Raw genomic sequence first — 18,717 nt, 5'->3', positions numbered from 1 at the left:
GCTGCGCCTCCGGGCGTGAAGACGCCGCAGTTCATAGTGGACTTGACGTTTGGCAATTTTGTTAAAGGGCTCTTTGAGTTCGGTTACGAGCAAGGCCGTAACCTTGATATCATTCGGCGAACGGAAGTCTTCCGGGACCGTGTACCATCCATTGAGGAGATGGTGGCTCTGCTCAAACCCGATATCATCGCTGCGCCTGCAACACTGGAAGCCGTCGCTGCCCGCAAGGCCACATCGACAATACCGATTGTCTGTGCCGCTCTTGCCGACGCGGTTCATCTTGGCTTGATTGCCAGCGAAGCCCGCCCGGGGGGAAACGTAACGGGCATTGAGCCCTACATCGTCGGGTTGCCGACCAAACAAATCGAACTCGCGCGAGAAATCGTGCCGACGGCACGGCGCGTCGGCCTGCTTACCAACATGAACGATCCCAAGGGCCCGCCTCAAGTCGGGGACTTGAAGGCAGCTTGCGGGGCTTTGAGCCTCAACGTGATCGAAGCCGATGCCAGTACGGCAAAGGACATTCCGAATGCGCTCGCTGCGTTGGCGAGCGGAGAGGTCGATGTCGCCGTTGTCCTTCAGACCAACCTGTTGCTTAACATGAGCGAGCGGATCGGCGCCATTGCTCTTGAAAAGCAGCTGCCAACTGTCTTCGGATATCGCGAGCACGTTATCCACGGCGGTCTCGTCAGCTACGGAGTAGATTTGCGCTGGTGCTATCGTCGCGCTGGCTACTTTGTAGATAAAATCCTTAGGGGTGTTCGACCGGGTGACCTGCCCATCGAATTTCCAGCCGAATTATGGTTGGCGGCCAATCTTAAGACGGCAAGGGCCCTCGGCGTGACCGTACCGGCAGGGCTTCTAGCGCGCGCCGACGAGGTGATCGAATAGATATCGCCGATATCCGAGGCTGGCCCATCTCTGACCTTTGCCTCTTCACCGCATTGGGCCGCTCTCGGCCGAGAAGCAGCCCACCGCAGCGTTGCTGTGCCCCGTTGGATGGGGCGACGCACCTAAGCCTTGCCTAGAGTTATCCTGGCAACAGGAGTTGGCAAGCAATGGCACCACTTCTATTCCTGGAAATACGGTGCAGCGCGATATCGACGCGGCGACCAAGATCCGCGAGCGTCTTTCGGCTCAGATCGTTGAGTTCGAGCAAGCGATCAGCCATCAAGCAGCTGGTGCGAAGCAAGCCGCTTTGACCGGCGATCACGCCGGCCTTGACCGAGTGGAGGCGGCAGTTGGCTCACGAGCGAACGAACCCGGTTCAGATTGCATGGCGGCGCCGGTTCGGTCTGCTGACGCGATGGTTGCCATTCTCTGCGGATAGCGGATAGGAGGCTACGTCGTATACGGCGCCGAAGCAGGCCAGATCGTGCGGTGCAGCGAGTTGGTCGGAGTACTACCAACAAGAGGTGGACAGCCATCAGCTTTCAGGCAGAATGTCATCACCCCGATGCCGCAGCCTCGCCACAGTGTGCGCCAGATCGGATGCGGTAATCAGTGGCACAACGATCAGCAGGCACGGCGGATGTACCCATGCCTGATGATCTTGAATGGCCCCGACGTGTAATCGTCGGGGCCATTGTTGTGACCGCCGTGACAAGGCTCGCGATCTTTGCCGAACGCGCCGGCGTGGTCCATCCCCGGACCCGTTTCGGTGCGTCGAAAAAAGAAAGACCGCCCTAAGGCGGTCTTGCAGTCCAATGCGCCGGACCAAAATAGTTTCGGGATCAAACTTTGTCCGGTCCGGGCTGATCGGAAGCTAACCACCATGCAGGGACGGGCTGCTCACAATTAAAATTTCAGTCCTGAAATGGAATGCACCTCGTCCAAAGCGAGCTTTGTTTGCTGTATTCGGTGAAAAGTCAGACGATTGCGCTGTCATGAATTCACCGTCAAACACCGGACTATCACTCCTCAATTCAATCTGCGAAGTTGTGACAACACAAATGCGCTTGCAAACAAACAAGCGCAAAGGGAGGTTCGCAGTGGAGGCAGTAGAGAAGGTGCGACGCTTGCGTGCGATGGGCTCGCTGTGCCGCCAACAGGCCGCGTACAACAGCATGAACAAATGGAAGCTGCTCGCAGAAGCAGAATACTGGGATCATCTAGCCCATCTCGAGCTGTCTTCTTATTTCCAGCAATGCAACGCCATTGGCTCGAATGAGATTGAGCGGCCTCAAGCGATCACAAGCACGAATGACGCTCAACCGGAGACGATTTCCGCCGCGTGAGGACGGAACGAACGAGGCTGTCGCTGGCATGCCGTACCGCCGCACTTCTCGCAGGGAGCAGCGGCCCGGATACGCATATTGTCGTCGAGCTTTGAGGCTGGGCGATAAGGTCATCCACGTCGTTTGCCCGCTGCGCGTTGCAACGAGAGTGTGCGACGCTGCCCTCACGGGCTTGCGGCCTGTTGCAGCGTGTTGAAGCGCGCCTTCTGCTCGCTGCTCAGCGTGGCATAGAGCTCGTCCAGGTGGGCTCGACCAGCTTGGCGGCCTGAAGCATGCCCCCTTTGAATTGACATCCGCGTTTGGCGGCAGAACGGGCATTGGTCGGAGTCACAGCTGGCACTGCCCGGTCGCGCGAATGAGCCGAGGCGGTCGTCACCCGGCTGGGCGGTGCGCTGCTCGGATATCAATGGGTCACCCGACGCTGGCGAAGGTCCCGGCGCCCGTCAGCGCGGTAAACGGTTGCCAGCACTAAAGGCTGCGAAGTACGGTGGAGGGACAGGCTCATCTAGAAATGGCTCGGGACGGGGAGAAAAACGCATCATGACTTTACGCAGTTCTCTTTGCGTCATGTGCCTGGCCGGCATCGTCGGCAGCGGCCTGGCGCAGGCCGGAACCAACGATATCCTGATCGGCCTCGACAGCAAGATCACCTATGGTCCCGAAGGGCAGATGAACGGCGCTCCGGGTAATGATGCTGTGCTGGTCCTGGATATCTCCGAGCCCGCCAAACCCAAGATCCGCGCCAGCCTGCCGCTGGCGAATTCCCTGCTGGGCCCGCCAACCAACCTGCAGATCACACCAGACGGCAAGCTGGGCCTGGTCGCCAATTCCGTGGTTCACGTGCAGGACGGGAACTCCTGGAAGCCGGTCCCGGATGACAAACTGTACGTTATTGACCTCACCGCCGACCCGCCGAAATTGATCGACACGATTACCGTGGGGCGGCAGCCGTCCGGTCTGTCGATCTCCAGGAAGGGCGACCTCGCGTTGATCGCCAATCGAGACGGCAAGAGTGTCTCCGTCGTGTCGATCCAGGGCTTGACGGTCAAGACCGTAGGCGAGGTACCGCTGGAGCAACAGGCTGCCGCCGTTGTCTTCGCACCCGACGGCAAGCGCGCCTTTGTCTGCCTGAATCTTGCGAACAAGATCGGAGTGTTGGCGATAGACGGACAAAACGTGACCTACGACAAGTCGATGGACATTCCATCGGCATTCAATCCTTACAACATCGACATCACACCAGACGGCAAATACGTCATCGCCTCGAACACGGGCGCACAGAAGAACAACGCAGACGCCGAGGTGATCATCGAAGCGACCGGCCCACATCCCCACGTGGTCGACGTGATGACCCCTGGTATCGGACCGGAAGGCTTCGCCATCGCGCCGGATGGGAAGACCGCAGCCACCCCGCTGCTGCTCGGCACCGCGGCCAAGGACAGCGACTGGTTCAAGACCAAAGCCGGCGAACTCGTTCTGATGTCGATCGGCACCGATGGCAAGCTGACGGTGACTGCGCGTGCGCCGCTGGGCGGCCTGCCGGAGGGTATCGCTTACAGTCCGAACAGCGACTACCTCTATGTGGCCAACTATTTCGAGAAGGACTTGCAGGTGTTTCAGATCGTCAGCGGCAAGCTGACCGAGGTGGGGCCCAGGCTGAAGCTGCCAGGCCAGCCGGCATCGATGCGCGCGCCAGCGCGGTAGGCATGAGCGCTCCTTCCGCGGACTCGGTCCGCGGAAGGGGATTGCCGCCAAGCGGACCCCACACCTTCCAATCCCAGGAGGGCCGTACTCACGGGCTTGCGATCTGTTGCAGCGTGCTGAAGCGCGCCTTCTGCTCGCTGCTCAGCGTGGCATAGAACTCGTCCAGCGTGGGCTCGACCAGCTTGGCGGCCTGACGAATGACCCATTTCAGACCTCCCTTGCGTGATGATGTTTAAGTCCATCAGGAACGCCTGATATCGAGAATGTCCAAGACCGGGCAATCTGGCGCCCTGTTTCCGGAACATTGTGCGATCGTCGTTGCGAGCAGTTTTTCGAGCTTCCTAAGATCGGCGATCTTGGTGCGGATGTCATCAAGATGGTGTGCCGCGATCTTGCGCACATCTGCGCATGACGCCTTGCCCGGTCCCCCCAATGCGAGCAGCGCGCGGATTTCTTCGAGACCAAAACCAAGTTCCCGACCGCGTCGGATGAAGGCGAGAACACGAGCATCGGTTAGACCATAGATGCGGCGGCCGCCTTCGGTGCGAGGGGGCGGTTGCAGCATCTTTATCTTCTCGTAATAGCGGATGGTCTCGATATTGACGCCGGTCAATCGCGACAATTCACCGATAGGTACTCCGCCACGTCGGCCCGCTCGCGAAGCTGTGATTTGAGGCATGATCGAAGTTCCTTGCTCCTGTAGTCGCTACAGGATGCATCGTTAGTTACATGACGATCAAGGAACAAATTGATGCTCTTGAAGCTCGCCTGTGGCGCGGCCAAGAGCTTATGGCCGCCGGCGGTATCCTTGGCGCGCTGGCTGCCTCGTCATGCTGCATCCTGCCACTGCTGTTCTTCTTGCTTGGTGTCAGTGGAGCATGGATCGGCAACTTCACTCAGCTTGCGCCGTATCAGCCCTATTTCGTCGCGGTGACACTGCTGTGCTTGGGGTGCGGTTATTTGTCGGTTTATCGATCCGGAACGCGCGCATGTGCAGACGGTGGGGTCTGCACGCGGCCTGTGCCAAATCTCATCGTCAGGGCAAGCCTCATCCTTTCAACGATCCTGGTCGCCGCCGCGCTTGGCCTCGATTCCATCGCTCCCCTTTTTCTCAACTCGTGATCGGAAAATGCCCGTGAACAAGGCTATCGCCTACGCCGTCTTCGTCGTCACCATTGTCGCTGCGCCAACAGCGATGGCCGCAGAGAGAACGATAACGTTGTCGGTGAAGAACATGTACTGCGCGGCATGCCCGTCCATCGTCAAAGAGAGCCTGGAAGCGGTTTCCGGTGTGGCCAAGGTTGCAGTATCCTACAAGGACAAGACGGCAACGGTCGTCTATGACGATGCCAAGGCCGATGTAAACCAACTGACCTCGGCCACCACCAAGGCCGGGTATCCGTCCGCTCCCAAGAGCTGATCTGATGCTTCTGCAATCGACCATCACCTGTCCGCACTGCGGCGCCGCCAAGACGGAGTCCATGCCGACCGATGCTTGTCAGTTCTTTTATCAATGCGGCGGTTGCGGCACTAGGTTGAAGCCCAAGGCCGGCGACTGTTGCGTGTTTTGCTCCTACGGCAGCGTGCCGTGTCCGCCCATTCAAGAAAATGGCAAGAGCGCGTGCTGCGGCTAGGACCACCTCCATAAAGCTGGGAGGGCGTCGCCTTTTGGCCCATCGCGTCGATTCGACGCGGTGCGGTATCTCATCGCCACGGTATCTCATCGCCACCAGGACAAAGCGGACATTGGGCAAGCCTGCACCAATCAGGCTCGATTCGTGAGTATGCGTCCTATAGATCGCCTACAACTTTCAGCGCACAGGTGGCGGATCCGGTGTTGCGATCTTCCGACGCAGCAGCCTCAAGAGAAATCCGGCTATTTCGAGATCGAGATCTTCTCCAACGACTGGAGGGAAGATCGATGAACGACGTGCTGCGCTCCTGCATCGCGCGGCACAGGACGGTGGCTGCCCTCACTCGCCCGCGACCTGTTGCAGCGTGTTGAAGCGCGCCTTCTGCTCGCTGCTCAGCGTGGCATAGAACTCGTCCAGGGCAGGTTCAACCAGCTTGGCGGCCGTCAGCATGGCCTCGAGCCGGTGCTGCATCGCCTCCAGCCGTCCGACCGGCGTCAGCGGCACATCGTTCGGACAAGCCTTCTGTAGGTCCTCAACGCCCTTCGCGGTCGCTTCGCTGAGGCGGTCGAGCGCCTCTTTCTGCTTGCCTGCGGGATGGAGCACAGCCTCGATCCGTTGGATCGGGAACTGGGTGAGACCGGACTTCGGCTCGCCGCAGGTCTCGGCACTGGCTTCCTGCTGCTGCGAGCGATCGCCGACATTGGGGCCGAGCGCGTTGAAGCGGGCCTGCTGCTCGTCGCTCAGCGAATTGTAGAAGTTCTCCAGTGCCGGTCGCACGATCTTGACAGCTTCCAGCGTCGCGCTGATGCGGTTCATCATCGTTTTCAACCGGCCGGGCGGCGTCAGCGCGTAAGTCTCCGCGCAGGAATCCTTGAATACATCGGCAGCCTTGGCCGCCGCGGTCTTCAACTCGTCGAGCAGCGCGCGTTGCTCCGGCGTCGGCCGCACCGCCTGCGCGATGTCGGCAAGCGGCCAGGCGGTGACCCCCTTGTCCGGCGTGCCGCACAATTGCCGCAGCGTTTGCGGGCTCACGCTGGCGCGCTGGCGCGCGCGGGAGCCCCGGCCGGCTTGCGGATAGTCATACGGATTGATGCTGGCATAGGCGGAATACGGGCTGTCACCGCCCCAGAACACTGTGTCGACGAAATCGTCATACGCGTACGCCCAATAGCCGGGCTCGTAGGCATAGGACCAGAACGTGTAGTTAAAAATGTCGGAATAGGCGTAGGGCCAGAACACCGGCCCGAGCCACGCCACGAACACCGCGGGATGGCGGTGTCGCCAGGCCTGCCGGGGGGCCCAGCCGCTCTGACGGGCGACGAGGGCCGCTTGGGTTTGCGCAGTGGCCTGCTCGCGGAAGCGCGCGGCAAACCGTCCGCGCTCGGCGGCCTGCGCGGCGGCCGCAGCAGCTGGGGCACGTCCGGCCGGGGCCTGTAATCCAAGCCGCTGCTGGCGCGCCAGGTCGCCTTGCTGCGCACGTTGCTCGCGCTGTAGCAGGCGGTTCTGCGATTGCAGCATGCGCTCTTGCGCACGTTGCGCCCGCGCGCCTTCCGGCTTTTGCGACTGCAATTGCTGCACCCGCTGCTGCAGGCGATCGATGCGATTCTGACGATCCGCCGTCTGGCGCGACAGCATCTCGCGCTGCCGCTGCTGCACCATCTGCTGGCGCTGCTGGATCTGCTGCTGCTGCTGCTGTTGCGCACGCTGTTGAATCTGCTGCTGAGGCTGTTGCGCACGCTGTTGGATCTGCTCACGTCGCGACAGCCGCTCGCTCACGGCCGGCGGTGGGCCTGGACGCGAGGGGGCGGCGATATGTGGCGTCGGCCGCGGTGCCATGGCCGGTCGTTGCGGCGCTGCCGGCGCCCGGTGGAATTCAGGCCGCGGCGACGCCACGTGCGGGGCAGGGCGCGGCGGCGCAGCGAAATGTGGGGTCGGGCGCGGCGGCGGTGAGGCGATGCGCGGCGCCGGATGCGGCGCCATGGCCGGGCGCTGCGGCATGGAAGGTGGATGGAATGCGGGGGCGGCGGGACGCGCCATGGCGGGCGGCGCGGCGGGCCGCGCCATGGCCGGTGGCGCTGCCGGACGGGCCATGGCAGGTGGTGCGGCTGGCCGAGCGGCCGGCGCTGCGGCCGGCCCCGGTGGTCCACCCCTTCCGTGTCCTTGGGCGGACGCGCTAACGCTCGCCGCCAGCATCGAGACACCTACCAAAAAACCCGTCAGGCAAACGCCACGCGGCAGCATGATCGCCGCTCCCAGCTCGAAATCGCCCATAATATTCAACGCACAGGTGGCGGAATCGTTCGTTAATGGCCGCAGCCGGCGTTGCGATCTTCCGACGCAGGCAGCCTCAAGAGAAATCCTGCGTCAGGGTCGTGGCGAATTGCTCCAACGCCCAGTCGACCTGGTCGTTGGTGATCACCAGCGGCGGGGCGATGCGGATCCTGTGCTCATGGGTATCCTTGGCGAGGATGCCCTTGCCCTGGAGCGCCTCGCAGTAGCGGCGAGCGCGGCCGGCCTCCGGATGCAGCTCGACCGCCAGCATCAAGCCGCGCCCGCGCACCTCGCGGATAGTGTTGGCACGGATGTCTTTCAAGCCTTCAAAAAAGCGCGCGCCCTGCCTGGCCGCGTTCTCAATCATGCCTTCCTCGACCAGCACCCGCATCGCCGCGCGCGCCACCGCGCAGGCAAGCGGGTTGCCGCCGAAGGTCGAACCGTGCTGCCCGGGTCTCAATGTACCGAGCACGTCGTTGTTCGAGAGCACGGCTGAGACCGGATAGAAGCCGCCGGACAAGGCCTTGCCGAGCAGCGTCACGTCAGCCTCGATTGCCTCGTGCTGTTCGGCGAGCAGCTTGCCGGTGCGGCCGAGCCCGGTCTGGATCTCATCGAGCACCAGCATGACGTTGTTGGCCGTGCAGAGCTCCCGCACCTTGGAGAAATAGCCGGCCGGAGGAATGATGACGCCGGCTTCGCCCTGGATCGGCTCGACCAGAAAGGCGACGGTGTTTTGCGTGATCGCTTCTTCCAGCGCCGCCGCGTCGCCGAACGGGATGATCTTGAAGCCCGGCGCGAACGGCCCAAAGTGTGTGCGGGTCTCAGAGTCCGTTGAAAAACCAACGATGCCCAGCGTGCGCCCGTGGAAATTGTTGGCGCAGACGATGATCTCGGCCTGGCCGTCCGGCACGCCTTTCACCTCATAGCCCCATTTGCGCACCGACTTGATCGCGCTTTCGACCGCCTCGGCGCCGCTGTTCATCGGCAGCACCTTGTGGGAGCCCGTCAGCGCCGCGATCTCTTCGTAGAACGGGGCGAGCTGGTCGTTGTGAAAGGCGCGCGAGGTGAGCGTCAGCCTGCGGGCCTGTTCCACCATCGCCGCCAGGATCTTGGGGTGGCAGTGGCCTTGGTTGACCGCCGAATAGGCCGAGAGGCAATCGAGGTAGCGCTTGCCTTCGGTGTCCCACACCCAGACACCTTCGCCGCGCGACAGGACGACACCAATCGGCTCGTAATTGCGGGCGCCAAAGCGCGCTTCGGTTGCGAGGAAATCAATGACCGAGGAGTTCATTTTCGTCACTCCATTGCTGCGCCGGCATCGGCCGTTGGCGAGGCGTGCGATCCCGCCGATTTGCCTCCCCTTGTCAAATGGTTATGCCGATCCACAAGACAATCTTCCGCCGACCATCCGCTACTGTGCATGGGGTTGTTTTCGACTTTTTGTTTCCGAGCCTCAGCCGATCGAGCAGGGCACGCTCAAAAAGCCGCGGAACCGCACCCGTCCGCCGCGCACCGGCTGGCCGCTCACGGCATAGTTCGGGAAGCGCGCCAGGAAACGCGAGATCGCAATCGCGCCTTCGAGCCGCGCCAGCGCCATGCCGGCGCATTGGTGCGCGCCGGTGGCGAAGGCGAGATGCCGGTTCGGCGTGCGCGCAACGTCGAAGCTTTCGGGGTCCGGAAACTGCGCGGGGTCGCGGTTGGCCGCGCCAATGCATAGCGTGATCGAGGTGCCGGCATCGAGCATGACGCCGCCGAGCTCGACCCGTTCGGTTGTCATGCGATTGCCGAGCTGGTTGGAGCTCTCGTACCGCAGCATCTCTTCCACGGCGGTCTTGATCAGCTCGGGGTTGTCGATCAGCCGCTGCTTCTGATCCGGATTTCGGTCCAGCGCGACGAGGCCGTTGCCGATCAGGTTGGTGGTGGTCTCGTGTCCGGCATTGAGCAGGAAGATGCAGTTGTGCAGCAGCTCCTTCTCGGTCAGCCGCTCGCCGTTGTCCTCTCCTTGGATCAGGCGCGTCAGCACGTCGCGCTCGGGGTTGCCGGGCTTTTGGCGGCGGCGCGCGACCAGCGTCGAGAGATAGGCGAGGAAGTCTTCCACTGCCTTGTTGCCGCGCGTGGCCGCTTCGCTCGATAAGACCGGCTCGAGCGCCCCCAGGATCGCCAGCGACCAGTCCCGCAGCGGCGCGCGCTCGTCATGGGGCACGTCGAGCAGATTGCCGATCACCTCGATGGGAATCGAAGCGGCGAAGTCCTCGATCAGCTCGCAGCGGCCCTTGGCGGCGATGGCGTCAAGCAGGCCATCGATCAGTTTGATGAGATCGCCCTCCATGCCGGCGATCGCACGCGGCGACAGCGCGCCCATGATCAGGCGCCGCACTCTTGTATGCGCCGGCGGATCGTTGAAGACGAGGCTCGTGGTGTGGTGCTCGTAGAGCGGGGTGTCACCGTATTTCGGCGCGAACTCGCGTTTCTTGTCCGAGCTGAACGACTTCGTGTTCTTGTAGGTGGTGACGAGATCGTCGTAGCGGGTCAGGAACACGGTGCCGTTCGGCAGGCGCTTGACCGGCTCATTCTCCCGCAGTGCACGATAAGTCGGGTAAGGGTTGTCGTAGAATTGCGGCGTCAGCTTCTCAAGGTCGAAGCTTGCCGCCAACTCCTTCGCATCTGCATTCATCCCGTTATACTCGCCGGTTAAAGCCGATATGCCGCTTTTATTGTTCGATAGAGGCGCGCGTCCGTCTACAGTCGTTCCGTGATTTGTAGCCGACGGACAGGAAAATGCACGCCCGCGCTGACGCAGCCGACACGGCCCCGAACTGGCCCGACGACATTTTCGCGACATTGCAACGCTACGACGTCCGGCAGGTGCCTTACGTGCCCGATGCCGGCCATTCGACGCTGATCCAGCGCGTGCTGGCATCGTCCACGATGCGGGGCATTCCGCTGACGACGGAGGAGGAGGGCGTGGCGCTCCTGGCCGGCGCCTGGACCGGCGGCCAGCGCGGCGTGCTGCTAATGCAGTCGAGCGGGGTCGGCAATTGCATCAACATGCTGTCGCTGATCCCGATCCTGCGCTTTCCGTTCCTCACCCTCGTGACCATGCGTGGCGAGTGGGGCGAGTTCAATCCGTGGCAGGTGCCGATGGGATCGACCACGCAGGGCGTGTTCGAGCTCTCCGGCATCAAGGTACTGCGAGCCTCCAATGCGGCCGAGGTGCCCGCGGTGTTAGAGGCGGCCGCAGCGCAGGCCTATAACGCGCTGACACCAACGGCCGTCCTGCTGTCACAGCGCCTGATCGGCGCCAAGGTTTTCACCAAATGAGCAAGGCCAATCTCCTCGACCGCCGTCAGGTGGTCTCGACGCTGCTGGCTGACCGCAAGGATGTCGTCGCGATCGGCGGCTTAGGTGCCTCCACCAACGACATCACCGCCGCCGGCGACCATCCGCGCAATTTCTATCTCTGGGGCGGCATGGGCGGTGCCGCGATGATCGGGCTCGGGCTCGCACTGGCGCAGCCAAAGCTGCCGGTGCTGGTCATCACCGGCGACGGCGAGATGCTGATGGGGATGGGCAGCCTCGCCACCATCGGCCTGCAGAAGCCGCCCAACCTGTCGATCGTCGTGCTCGACAACGAGTGCTACGGCGAGACCGGCGGCCAGATCAGCCACACCTCAGCGGCGGCCGATCTCGTCGGCGTCGCCAGGGCCTGCGGCATCGCGGACGCCTGCGCGATCTCGACCATGGCAGAGGTCGAGAGCTTCGCCGTATGCGTCCATGACGTCGTGGGTGGGCCGCGCTTTGCCAATGTGAAGATCGATAGCGCGGAACTGGCGCGGATACTGCCCTCGCGCGACGGCACCTACATCGTCAACCGGCTGCGCGGCGACCTCGGGTTCCTGCCGATCTAGCTTTCGGTTGGTCCTACTTCTTGTCCAGCTTGCGGACGTGAACGGCGACGATAAGGACGCCCGACACGATCAGGACACCACCGATCGTCTGCACCCAGGTCATCCGCTCGTCGAGGCCGACATAGCCGGAGATCACGGTTGCGGCAGGTCCCAGCGCGCTGATCATCGCAACCCGGCTCGCGCCGATACGACGCAGTGCCTCCGCCATCATGAACAGGGGCATCACGGTCGAGAACAGTGCCATCGCAAGAGCGAGCTCGTAGACACGAATGGGCAGCACGAGCGCGCTCAATGGACGCAGTAGCAGGAACTGCACGATGCAATAGACACTCGCTGCCGCGGTCGCGTAGGCCGTGAAGCGGATCGATCCGAGCCTTGCAACGACTTCGCCGCTGCCAACGAGGTAGATCGAGAAGGTGGCTGCGCTGAGCATCACCAGGAGAGCCCCCAGCCAGAAGTTCGCGTTGGGCTTGTCGAACTGGCCGGAGAGCACCAATGCGACGCCCGCATAAGTGATCAAGAGCGCAACGACTTCGCGCCGCGAAATCCGCTTGCCCAGAACCAGCGCGGAAATGATCACCACGATCGTCGGATACAGAAACAGCAGCAGGCGGCCGATCCCTGCGGCCACGAATTGCAGTCCGACCATGTCGAGAAAGCTCGACAGGTAGTAGCCGACGAAACCCAGCGCCGCGAGGGCGAGCGCGTCTCGTCGTGTGAGTGGGGCTGTAGCAGCTGAGGAGCGGAGATGAAGCCCAAGTGCCGCAATCAGGAACGGCAACGAGAAGATCATCCGCAGCGCCAGCAGCGTCACGGGATCGCTCATGTCCTCATAAGCAAGCTTGACGAAGATCGCGCGCAGCGAAAACGCCATTGCTGCTACGGCTGCCAGGCCGACACCAACGAGGTTGTGAGCGGCAGAGACCGGGCGGCCGGGGCTGACCGCATCTGACATGTCATGGCTGCCGGTGGCTGTCGTCATTCCTCACCGCCTTCCTCGGAATACCGAATTGGGATACCAAAGAACGGTTGAATGGGATACCAGAAAAGGATACCAAAGCTCACAATCGCGAGCGGAGACGGGAGGTATCGGCGTGTCGCAGATGCTGCTGATCCACGATCAACTCAGAGAAATGATTCTCTCGCTCGACCTTGGGCCCGGCGAGCGTCTGACGGAGCGCTGGCTGGAAGGTCGATTCCAGAGCTCGCGCACGCCCGTTCGCGCGGCGCTGGCCAGATTGGAAGGCGAGGGCCTCGTGCAGCGGGACGGACGGAATTGGACCGTTGCCCCGATCGACCTCGGCGAAATCGAAGCCTTGGCTGAATTTCGTGAACCCCTTGAGGTGACCGCGGTGCGGCTTGCCTGCGCTCGTGCGGCGCCGCCGGATCTGGATGCCATCGAGGAGATGCTCAATGCCTGTCGGCCGGAGGTGCCGCGCGAGGAGTGGCACAAGGTTGGCACCGACTTCCATGTCGAGATCGCCCGCCTCAGCGGTAACAAGTTTCTCGTCACCGCCATCGAGGCGGTGATGATCAGGCTCTCGCGAGCCCGTTGGCTGGAGGTCTGGACCGAGTCCTCGCGCGAGCAGGCCTGGAGCGAGCATCGCAGAATCCTGGGCTATATCCGTAGTGGACAGTCTGAAGAGGCCGCGCGCGAGGCTTCTGCCCATGTGCGCGATACGCGGGATCGCCTGCTGCGCTCGTTGAACGCGGATCGGCGCGGACTGCGCGCCCGCGGGTTTGCGATTGTCGGGGCGCGCTGAGCTTCTGCCGATTTCGGGGCATCACGCAGGTTGCATCGCACCATTTAGCTTGACTTTTGCGTGGGTGAGTGCTTACTCACTCATATGAGTTCACTGCGAATGACGGGCGACCTGAGGCGTCAATTGATCCTCGGCGCCGCAAAGCGCTGCTTTGCCCGACACGGTTATACCGGCACCACGACCAAGAGCGTGGCGGCCGCCGCTGCTATTTCCGAGGCTTTGCTGTTCAAGCACTTCCCGTCCAAGGCGGCGCTCTACGCTGAAATTCTCAGCGATGAGTGCGAGGCCGATCCGGCGCTGATGGAGCTGCTGGAACGGGAGCCCTCGACTGTCACCCTGGTCGAACTGATCCGCGGCATGGTCCAGCATTTCCTTCATATCGCCGACGGCCCCGATCAGGAAGAGGCCCAGCGCCTGCGATTGATGGCTACGAGCCATTTGGATGATGGCGAGTTCGCGCGTTTGCTATATGCGAAGATCGAAATGCTGATCGGCGCGGTCTTCGTCGCTTCGCTCGAGCGCGCGGTCGCCGCCGGCGACGCGCGACCGTGTACCGGCGACCCGCTCAATCTGTTCTGGTTCGCGCATCATTCGGTGATGACGGCTGCGTTGACCAGGCTGCCGGCCACGCCCTGCCTCGCCTACGGCAGGGCGAACGATCTGGAGCGCCAGCTCTGTGAGTTTCTCCTGAGGGGTATCGGACTTAACGACGCCGCAATTGCTTCGCATCTGGACCGCGCTTTGGCGCCGGGTGTGGGCAAGAAGGCGATTGCAGAAAGCGCATGACATGAACATCGTAACCGAACACAAGATTTCGGGCGAACCGATCGACAAGGCTCCCAAGCGTCCGGTTCGACCGGTGCTGTGGTTCATCATCGTGGGCACGCTGCTGAGCGTGCTCGTCGGTGGTCTCGTCTGGTTCAATTATTTCCGCGGCCAGATGATCAAGCAGTTCTTCGCCAACAACAAGCCGCCGCCGGTTGCCGTCAGCGCGGCCGAGGCGAAGTCCGAGGTCATACCGAACCTGCTCACCGCGGTCGGCGGTCTTGCCGCCGTGCACCAGGTCGACGTCAGCGCCGACGTCAACGGCCGCGTCACCGAGATCAAGTTCGAGCCGGGCACGCATGTCGAGGCCGGCACGCCGCTGGTGCAGTTGTTCGACACGCCGGAGCAGGGCGATCTCGCCAACTTCAAGGCGCAGGCAACCGTCGCGCAGCTGTCGCTCGACCGCGCCAAGCAGCTGGCCTCGCGCCAGTTCGGTCCGCAGGCGACCGTCGACCAGGCGCAGGCGGCCTATGACCAGGCGCAGGCCGGCATCGCCAAGACTGAGGCGCTGATCTCGCAGAAGCTGGTGCGCGCACCATTCTCCGGCGATCTCGGCGTCCGCAAGGTCGAGGTCGGACAGTATCTGACGGCCGGTACGGCCATCGTATCGCTGACCGACCTGTCGGAGCTGTGGGCCAACTTCACGGTAACGGAAAAGGACTCGGGCAACCTCAAGGTCGGCCAATCGGTTCGGCTGAGGGTCGACGCCTATCCGGGCCGCACCTTCGACGCCAAGATCACCACGATCGAGCCGCAGATTTCGGCCGACACCCGCAACATCCGCGTGCAGGCCACCGTCGCCAATCCGGAGAAGATCCTGAAGCCCGGCATGTTCGTGACCACCACGGTGGTGCTGCCGGATAAGCCGGCCGTGATCACCGTGCCAGAGACGGCGGTCGACTACACGCTGTACGGCGACTCCGTGTTCGTGATCACCGAGAAGAAGGAAGAAGACGGAAAGACCAGCCTGAGCGCGGTGCGCACCTTCGTGCAGACCGGCAGCCGGGTCGAGGGTCGCGTTGAAATCCTCAAAGGTGTGAAGCCGGGCGACAAGGTCGTTGCCGTCGGCCAGCTCAAGCTGCAATCGGGCGCGGCGGTGTCGATTTCCGCTGATGCGGCCCCGCAGATCCCGGCGCAGCCGCCGCGCTACTAACCATACATTCGCGTGATCCGGCCCGGCCGGATCACGCATCTTGAGACAAAGAAATCGAGATCGCCGCGATGGCCCTTACCGATATTTTCATCAAACGTCCGGTCCTGTCGGTCGTCGTCAGCCTGCTGATCCTGCTGATCGGCCTGCGCGCTGCGATGGTGCTGCCGATCCGGCAATATCCGAAGCTTTCGAACACGGTCATCAACATCACGACCGTCTATCCCGGCGCGTCGGCCGACCTGATCCAGGGCTTCATCACCACGCCAATCGAGCAGGCGGTCGCTTCCGCCGAGGGCGTCGACTACATCACCTCGTCCTCCGTGCTCGGCACCTCGACGATCCAGGTCTACATCAAGCTGAACTTCGATCCGAACCAGGCACTCACCGAGGTGCTGGCCAAGACGAACTCGGTCAAATATCTGATCCCGAAGGAATCGAACGACCCGATCGTCACCAAGACGACGGGCCAGACCACGGCCGTGATGTATCTCGGCTTCTCCTCGGAGGAGCTGTCGGGCTCGGCGATCTCCGACTATCTGACGCGCGTGGTGCAGCCGGTGCTGTCGACCGTTGACGGCGTCGCCTCGGCCGACATCCTCGGCGGCCAGACCTTTGCGATGCGGCTGTGGCTTGACCCGACGAAGATGGCTGGCCGCAACGTGTCCCCGGCTGACGTCCAGGCAGCGATCGCCGCCAACAACTTCCAGTCCGCCGCGGGCCAGACCAAGGGCTACCTCATCGTCTCGAACATCTCGACGAACACGGGTCTCACCGACGTCAACCAGTTCAAGAAGATGATCGTCAAGGCCAAGGACGGCGGCTTCGTGCGGATGGAGGACATTGCCACCGTCGAGCTTGCCGCCCAAAGCACGGACGCGAGCGTCGCCTTCAACGGCGAGCACGCGATCTTTATCGGCGTGCAGGCAACCCCGCAGGGCAACCCGCTGACGCTGGTCAAGGGCGTGCGCGCGCTGTTCCCCGAACTCGAGCGCAATTTGCCGCCGTCGATGAAGATGAAGGTCGCCTACGATTCGACCAAGTTCATCCAATCGTCGATCGACGAAGTGGAGAAGACGCTGGGCGAGGCGGTGATCATCGTGATCGTGGTGATCTTCCTGTTCCTGGCGTCGTTCCGTTCGGTGATCATTCCCGTCGTCACCATCCCGCTGTCGATGATCGGCGTCTGCACGCTGATGCTGGCGCTGGGCTTCAGCTTCAACCTGCTGACCCTGCTCGCCATGGTGCTCGCGATCGGTCTCGTCGTCGATGACGCCATCGTCGTGGTGGAGAACATCCATCGGCATCTGGAAGAGGGCAAGACGCCGGTGCAGGCATCGTTGCAGGGCGCGCGCGAAATCGTCGGTCCCGTCATCTCGATGACGATCACGCTCGCGGCCGTGTACGCGCCAATCGGCTTCCTCGGCGGCCTCACCGGCTCGCTGTTCCGCGAATTCGCCTTCACCCTCGCAGGCTCGGTGATCGTGTCCGGCGTGATCGCGCTGACGCTGTCGCCGATGATGTGCTCGGTGCTTTTGAAGAACACCGAAGAGGGCCGGTTCGCAAAGCTGGTCAACAAGGTGTTCGGCGCCATGACGCGGTGGTACGGCCGCAGGCTCGATCGCTCGCTCGACTACAAGGCCATCACCGGCCTGTTCGCGGTGACGATTCTCGGGCTGGTCGGCTTCCTCTACATGCACACCTCGAAGGAGCTCGCGCCGGAGGAAGACCAGGGCATCGTGTTCGCGGTCACCAAAGCGCCGAAATACGCCAACATCGACTATGTCGATTTCTATGGCGAAAAGCTCGACGAGAAATTCCAGAAGTTTCCCGAGACCGATCTGCGCTTCGTGCTGAACGGCATCAACGGCCCTCAGGGCGGCATCGCCGGCATGCTGCTGAAGCCGTGGGAGGAGCGCAAGCGTTCGTCGATCCAGTTGAAGCCGCTGGTGCAGGCCGAACTCTCCAAGATCGAGGGCGTGCAGGCCTTTGCGTTCAACCTGCCGCCGCTGCCGGGCGGACCGGGCGGCCTGCCCGTGCAGATGGTGATCAACTCCACCGCGGGATTCCAGACGGTGTATGAGCAGATGGAGAAGCTGAAGGACGCCGCGCGCAAGAGCGGCATGTTCATCGTCTCCGACAGCGATCTCGCCTACAATCAGCCGACAGTGACGGTGAAGGTCGACCGCACCAAGGCCCAGGATTTGGGTATCAACATGCAGAACGTCGGCAGCGCGCTCGCGGTGCTGCTCGGCGGAAACTACGTCAACCGCTTCAACCTCGAGGGGCGTTCCTACCAGGTCATTCCGCAGGTGCCGCGCGGCAAGCGGCTTTCGCCGGATTCGCTGGGTGGCTTTTATGTGACGACCAACACCGGTCAGCAGCTTCCGCTGTCGACGGTGGTGTCGATCGATACCAGGACCGACCCGAACTCGCTGACGCACTACAATCAGCTCAATTCGGCGACGTTCTCGGCGGTGCCGATGCCCGGCGTGACGGTCGGTGCGGCGGTCGACTTCCTCGAGGGCGAGGCCAAGAAGCTGCCGCAAGGCTTCAGCCACGCCTATCTCGCTGACAGCAGGCAGTACGTTCAGGAAGGCAATCAGCTCGCGGTCACCTTCGGCTTCGCACTGGTCATCATCTTCCTGGTGCTGGCGGCGCAGTTCGAGAGCTTGCGCGACCCGCTCGTGATCATGATCTCGGTGCCGATGGCGATCGTGGGTGCACTGATCCCGCTGTTCTTCGGCATGGCGACGATGAACATCTACACCCAAGTCGGTCTGCTGACCCTGGTGGGCCTGATCACCAAGCACGGCATCCTGATGGTGGAGTTCGCCAACGAGCTCCAGGTCAACGAGCGGCTCGACCGCCGCTCGGCCATCGAGATGTCCGCACGCATCCGCCTTCGGCCGATCCTGATGACCACGGCGGCGATGGTGACGGGCCTGATCCCGCTCCTTACCGCGACCGGTGCGGGCGCGGCCAGCCGTTTCTCGATCGGCCTCGTGGTCGTCGCCGGCATGTCGATCGGCACGCTGTTCACGCTGTTCGTGCTGCCCGCGGTCTACGTGGTGCTGGCGACCGACCATCGCGCGGTGGCCGATTCCGAGCGGAACAAGCAGGTCGCCGATCTCGACCTCGGCTCCAAGGCGCTGCGGCCAACCTGAAGCCTTGAGGCACCTGAATAAGAGGGCGGCAGCGGTCAATCCGTTGCCGCCCTCTTTG

The 18,717-nt window shown here is 62.7% G+C and carries 20 protein-coding genes; 14 read left to right on the top strand and 6 right to left on the bottom strand.

The window, feature by feature from the left end; all coding sequences use genetic code 11:
• Window positions 1-15 precede the first annotated feature (15 nt).
• The 4 genes from FXV83_RS02400 to FXV83_RS02380 all read left to right on the top strand — a co-directional run bounded on the left by FXV83_RS02400 (window position 16) and on the right by FXV83_RS02380 (window position 3,941).
• Window positions 16-891, top strand: a complete 876-nt coding sequence (locus FXV83_RS02400; protein ID WP_235939288.1) for an ABC transporter substrate-binding protein — start codon at window positions 16-18, stop codon at window positions 889-891.
• A gap of 196 nt (window positions 892-1,087) precedes the next feature.
• Window positions 1,088-1,330 carry a hypothetical protein gene (locus FXV83_RS02395; protein ID WP_148737398.1) on the top strand — a complete coding sequence of 81 codons (243 nt, stop codon included), beginning with the start codon at window positions 1,088-1,090 and terminating at the stop codon, window positions 1,328-1,330.
• A gap of 556 nt (window positions 1,331-1,886) precedes the next feature.
• Window positions 1,887-2,237: a hypothetical protein gene (locus FXV83_RS02385; RefSeq protein ID WP_235939287.1), complete on the top strand. Its 351-nt coding sequence runs from the start codon at window positions 1,887-1,889 to the stop codon at window positions 2,235-2,237.
• A gap of 567 nt (window positions 2,238-2,804) precedes the next feature.
• The gene (locus FXV83_RS02380) at window positions 2,805-3,941 is read left to right on the top strand and encodes a YncE family protein (RefSeq protein WP_187435604.1); all 1,137 of its coding nucleotides are present in this window, start codon (window positions 2,805-2,807) and stop codon (window positions 3,939-3,941) included.
• An 88-nt stretch (window positions 3,942-4,029) separates the two neighbouring features.
• On the opposite strand, the gene FXV83_RS45355 is transcribed toward FXV83_RS02380, so the two are convergent.
• Window positions 4,030-4,122, bottom strand: coding sequence for a hypothetical protein (locus FXV83_RS45355; protein ID WP_430648924.1), 93 nt, complete (start codon window positions 4,120-4,122; stop codon window positions 4,030-4,032).
• A 60-nt stretch (window positions 4,123-4,182) separates the two neighbouring features.
• Window positions 4,183-4,620 (bottom strand): MerR family transcriptional regulator, encoded by a 438-nt coding sequence (locus tag FXV83_RS02375; RefSeq protein ID WP_148737394.1) that lies wholly within the window; start codon window positions 4,618-4,620, stop codon window positions 4,183-4,185.
• Window positions 4,621-4,670: 50 nt separating this feature from the next.
• On the opposite strand from FXV83_RS02375, the gene FXV83_RS02370 reads away from it, so the two are divergent.
• From FXV83_RS02370 to FXV83_RS43825, 3 genes are read left to right on the top strand one after another with little or no spacing between them, the layout of a single operon-like run.
• Window positions 4,671-5,063: a mercuric transporter MerT family protein gene (locus FXV83_RS02370; protein ID WP_148737392.1), complete on the top strand. Its 393-nt coding sequence runs from the start codon at window positions 4,671-4,673 to the stop codon at window positions 5,061-5,063.
• Between the two features lie 13 nt (window positions 5,064-5,076).
• On the top strand, window positions 5,077-5,361 hold the full coding sequence (locus tag FXV83_RS02365) for a heavy-metal-associated domain-containing protein (protein WP_235939286.1): 285 nt from the start codon (window positions 5,077-5,079) through the stop codon (window positions 5,359-5,361).
• Window positions 5,362-5,365: 4 nt separating this feature from the next.
• Window positions 5,366-5,575, top strand: coding sequence for a GDCCVxC domain-containing (seleno)protein (locus FXV83_RS43825; RefSeq protein ID WP_148737388.1), 210 nt, complete (start codon window positions 5,366-5,368; stop codon window positions 5,573-5,575).
• Window positions 5,576-5,914: 339 nt separating this feature from the next.
• On the opposite strand, the gene FXV83_RS02355 is transcribed toward FXV83_RS43825, so the two are convergent.
• Window positions 5,915-7,093 (bottom strand): Spy/CpxP family protein refolding chaperone, encoded by a 1,179-nt coding sequence (locus FXV83_RS02355; RefSeq protein WP_235939285.1) that lies wholly within the window; start codon window positions 7,091-7,093, stop codon window positions 5,915-5,917.
• Here FXV83_RS02355 and FXV83_RS43820 point away from each other — a divergent pair.
• The gene (locus FXV83_RS43820; protein ID WP_235939284.1) at window positions 7,085-7,525 is read left to right on the top strand and encodes a hypothetical protein; all 441 of its coding nucleotides are present in this window, start codon (window positions 7,085-7,087) and stop codon (window positions 7,523-7,525) included. The two genes, FXV83_RS02355 and FXV83_RS43820, sit on opposite strands and share 9 nt — an antisense overlap.
• Window positions 7,526-7,922: 397 nt before the next feature.
• Here FXV83_RS43820 and rocD read toward each other — a convergent pair whose 3' ends face one another.
• Window positions 7,923-9,137, bottom strand: a complete 1,215-nt coding sequence (rocD, locus tag FXV83_RS02350; RefSeq protein ID WP_148737384.1) for an ornithine--oxo-acid transaminase — start codon at window positions 9,135-9,137, stop codon at window positions 7,923-7,925.
• A 162-nt stretch (window positions 9,138-9,299) separates the two neighbouring features.
• Complete coding sequence (locus FXV83_RS02345) at window positions 9,300-10,520, bottom strand: cytochrome P450 (protein WP_148737382.1); 1,221 nt, start codon at window positions 10,518-10,520, stop codon at window positions 9,300-9,302.
• 104 nt (window positions 10,521-10,624) lie between these two features.
• On the opposite strand from FXV83_RS02345, the gene FXV83_RS02340 reads away from it, so the two are divergent.
• Window positions 10,625-11,167: a phosphonopyruvate decarboxylase gene (locus tag FXV83_RS02340; RefSeq protein ID WP_148737380.1), complete on the top strand. Its 543-nt coding sequence runs from the start codon at window positions 10,625-10,627 to the stop codon at window positions 11,165-11,167.
• Window positions 11,164-11,754, top strand: a complete 591-nt coding sequence (locus FXV83_RS02335) for a thiamine pyrophosphate-dependent enzyme (RefSeq protein ID WP_148737378.1) — start codon at window positions 11,164-11,166, stop codon at window positions 11,752-11,754. Before FXV83_RS02340 ends, FXV83_RS02335 begins: the two co-directional genes overlap by 4 nt.
• Window positions 11,755-11,767: 13 nt before the next feature.
• Here FXV83_RS02335 and FXV83_RS02330 read toward each other — a convergent pair whose 3' ends face one another.
• Window positions 11,768-12,736 carry a DMT family transporter gene (locus FXV83_RS02330; RefSeq protein WP_210250717.1) on the bottom strand — a complete coding sequence of 323 codons (969 nt, stop codon included), beginning with the start codon at window positions 12,734-12,736 and terminating at the stop codon, window positions 11,768-11,770.
• A 112-nt stretch (window positions 12,737-12,848) separates the two neighbouring features.
• On the opposite strand from FXV83_RS02330, the gene FXV83_RS02325 reads away from it, so the two are divergent.
• The 4 genes from FXV83_RS02325 (at window position 12,849) to FXV83_RS02310 (ending at window position 18,659) form a co-directional block, all read left to right on the top strand.
• Window positions 12,849-13,517, top strand: a complete 669-nt coding sequence (locus tag FXV83_RS02325) for a GntR family transcriptional regulator (RefSeq protein WP_148737376.1) — start codon at window positions 12,849-12,851, stop codon at window positions 13,515-13,517.
• Between the two features lie 84 nt (window positions 13,518-13,601).
• On the top strand, window positions 13,602-14,303 hold the full coding sequence (locus FXV83_RS02320) for a TetR/AcrR family transcriptional regulator (protein ID WP_148737374.1): 702 nt from the start codon (window positions 13,602-13,604) through the stop codon (window positions 14,301-14,303).
• A 1-nt stretch (window position 14,304) separates the two neighbouring features.
• Window positions 14,305-15,495, top strand: coding sequence for an efflux RND transporter periplasmic adaptor subunit (locus FXV83_RS02315; protein ID WP_148737372.1), 1,191 nt, complete (start codon window positions 14,305-14,307; stop codon window positions 15,493-15,495).
• Window positions 15,496-15,563: 68 nt separating this feature from the next.
• Entirely contained in the window at window positions 15,564-18,659 is a 3,096-nt protein-coding gene (locus FXV83_RS02310; protein ID WP_148737370.1) for a multidrug efflux RND transporter permease subunit, read from the top strand.
• Window positions 18,660-18,717 lie beyond the last annotated feature (58 nt).

Source organism: Bradyrhizobium hipponense (assembly GCF_008123965.1).
Classification (GTDB): Bacteria; Pseudomonadota; Alphaproteobacteria; order Rhizobiales; family Xanthobacteraceae; genus Bradyrhizobium; species Bradyrhizobium hipponense.
This window is presented reverse-complemented; position numbering and strand designations above follow the sequence as displayed.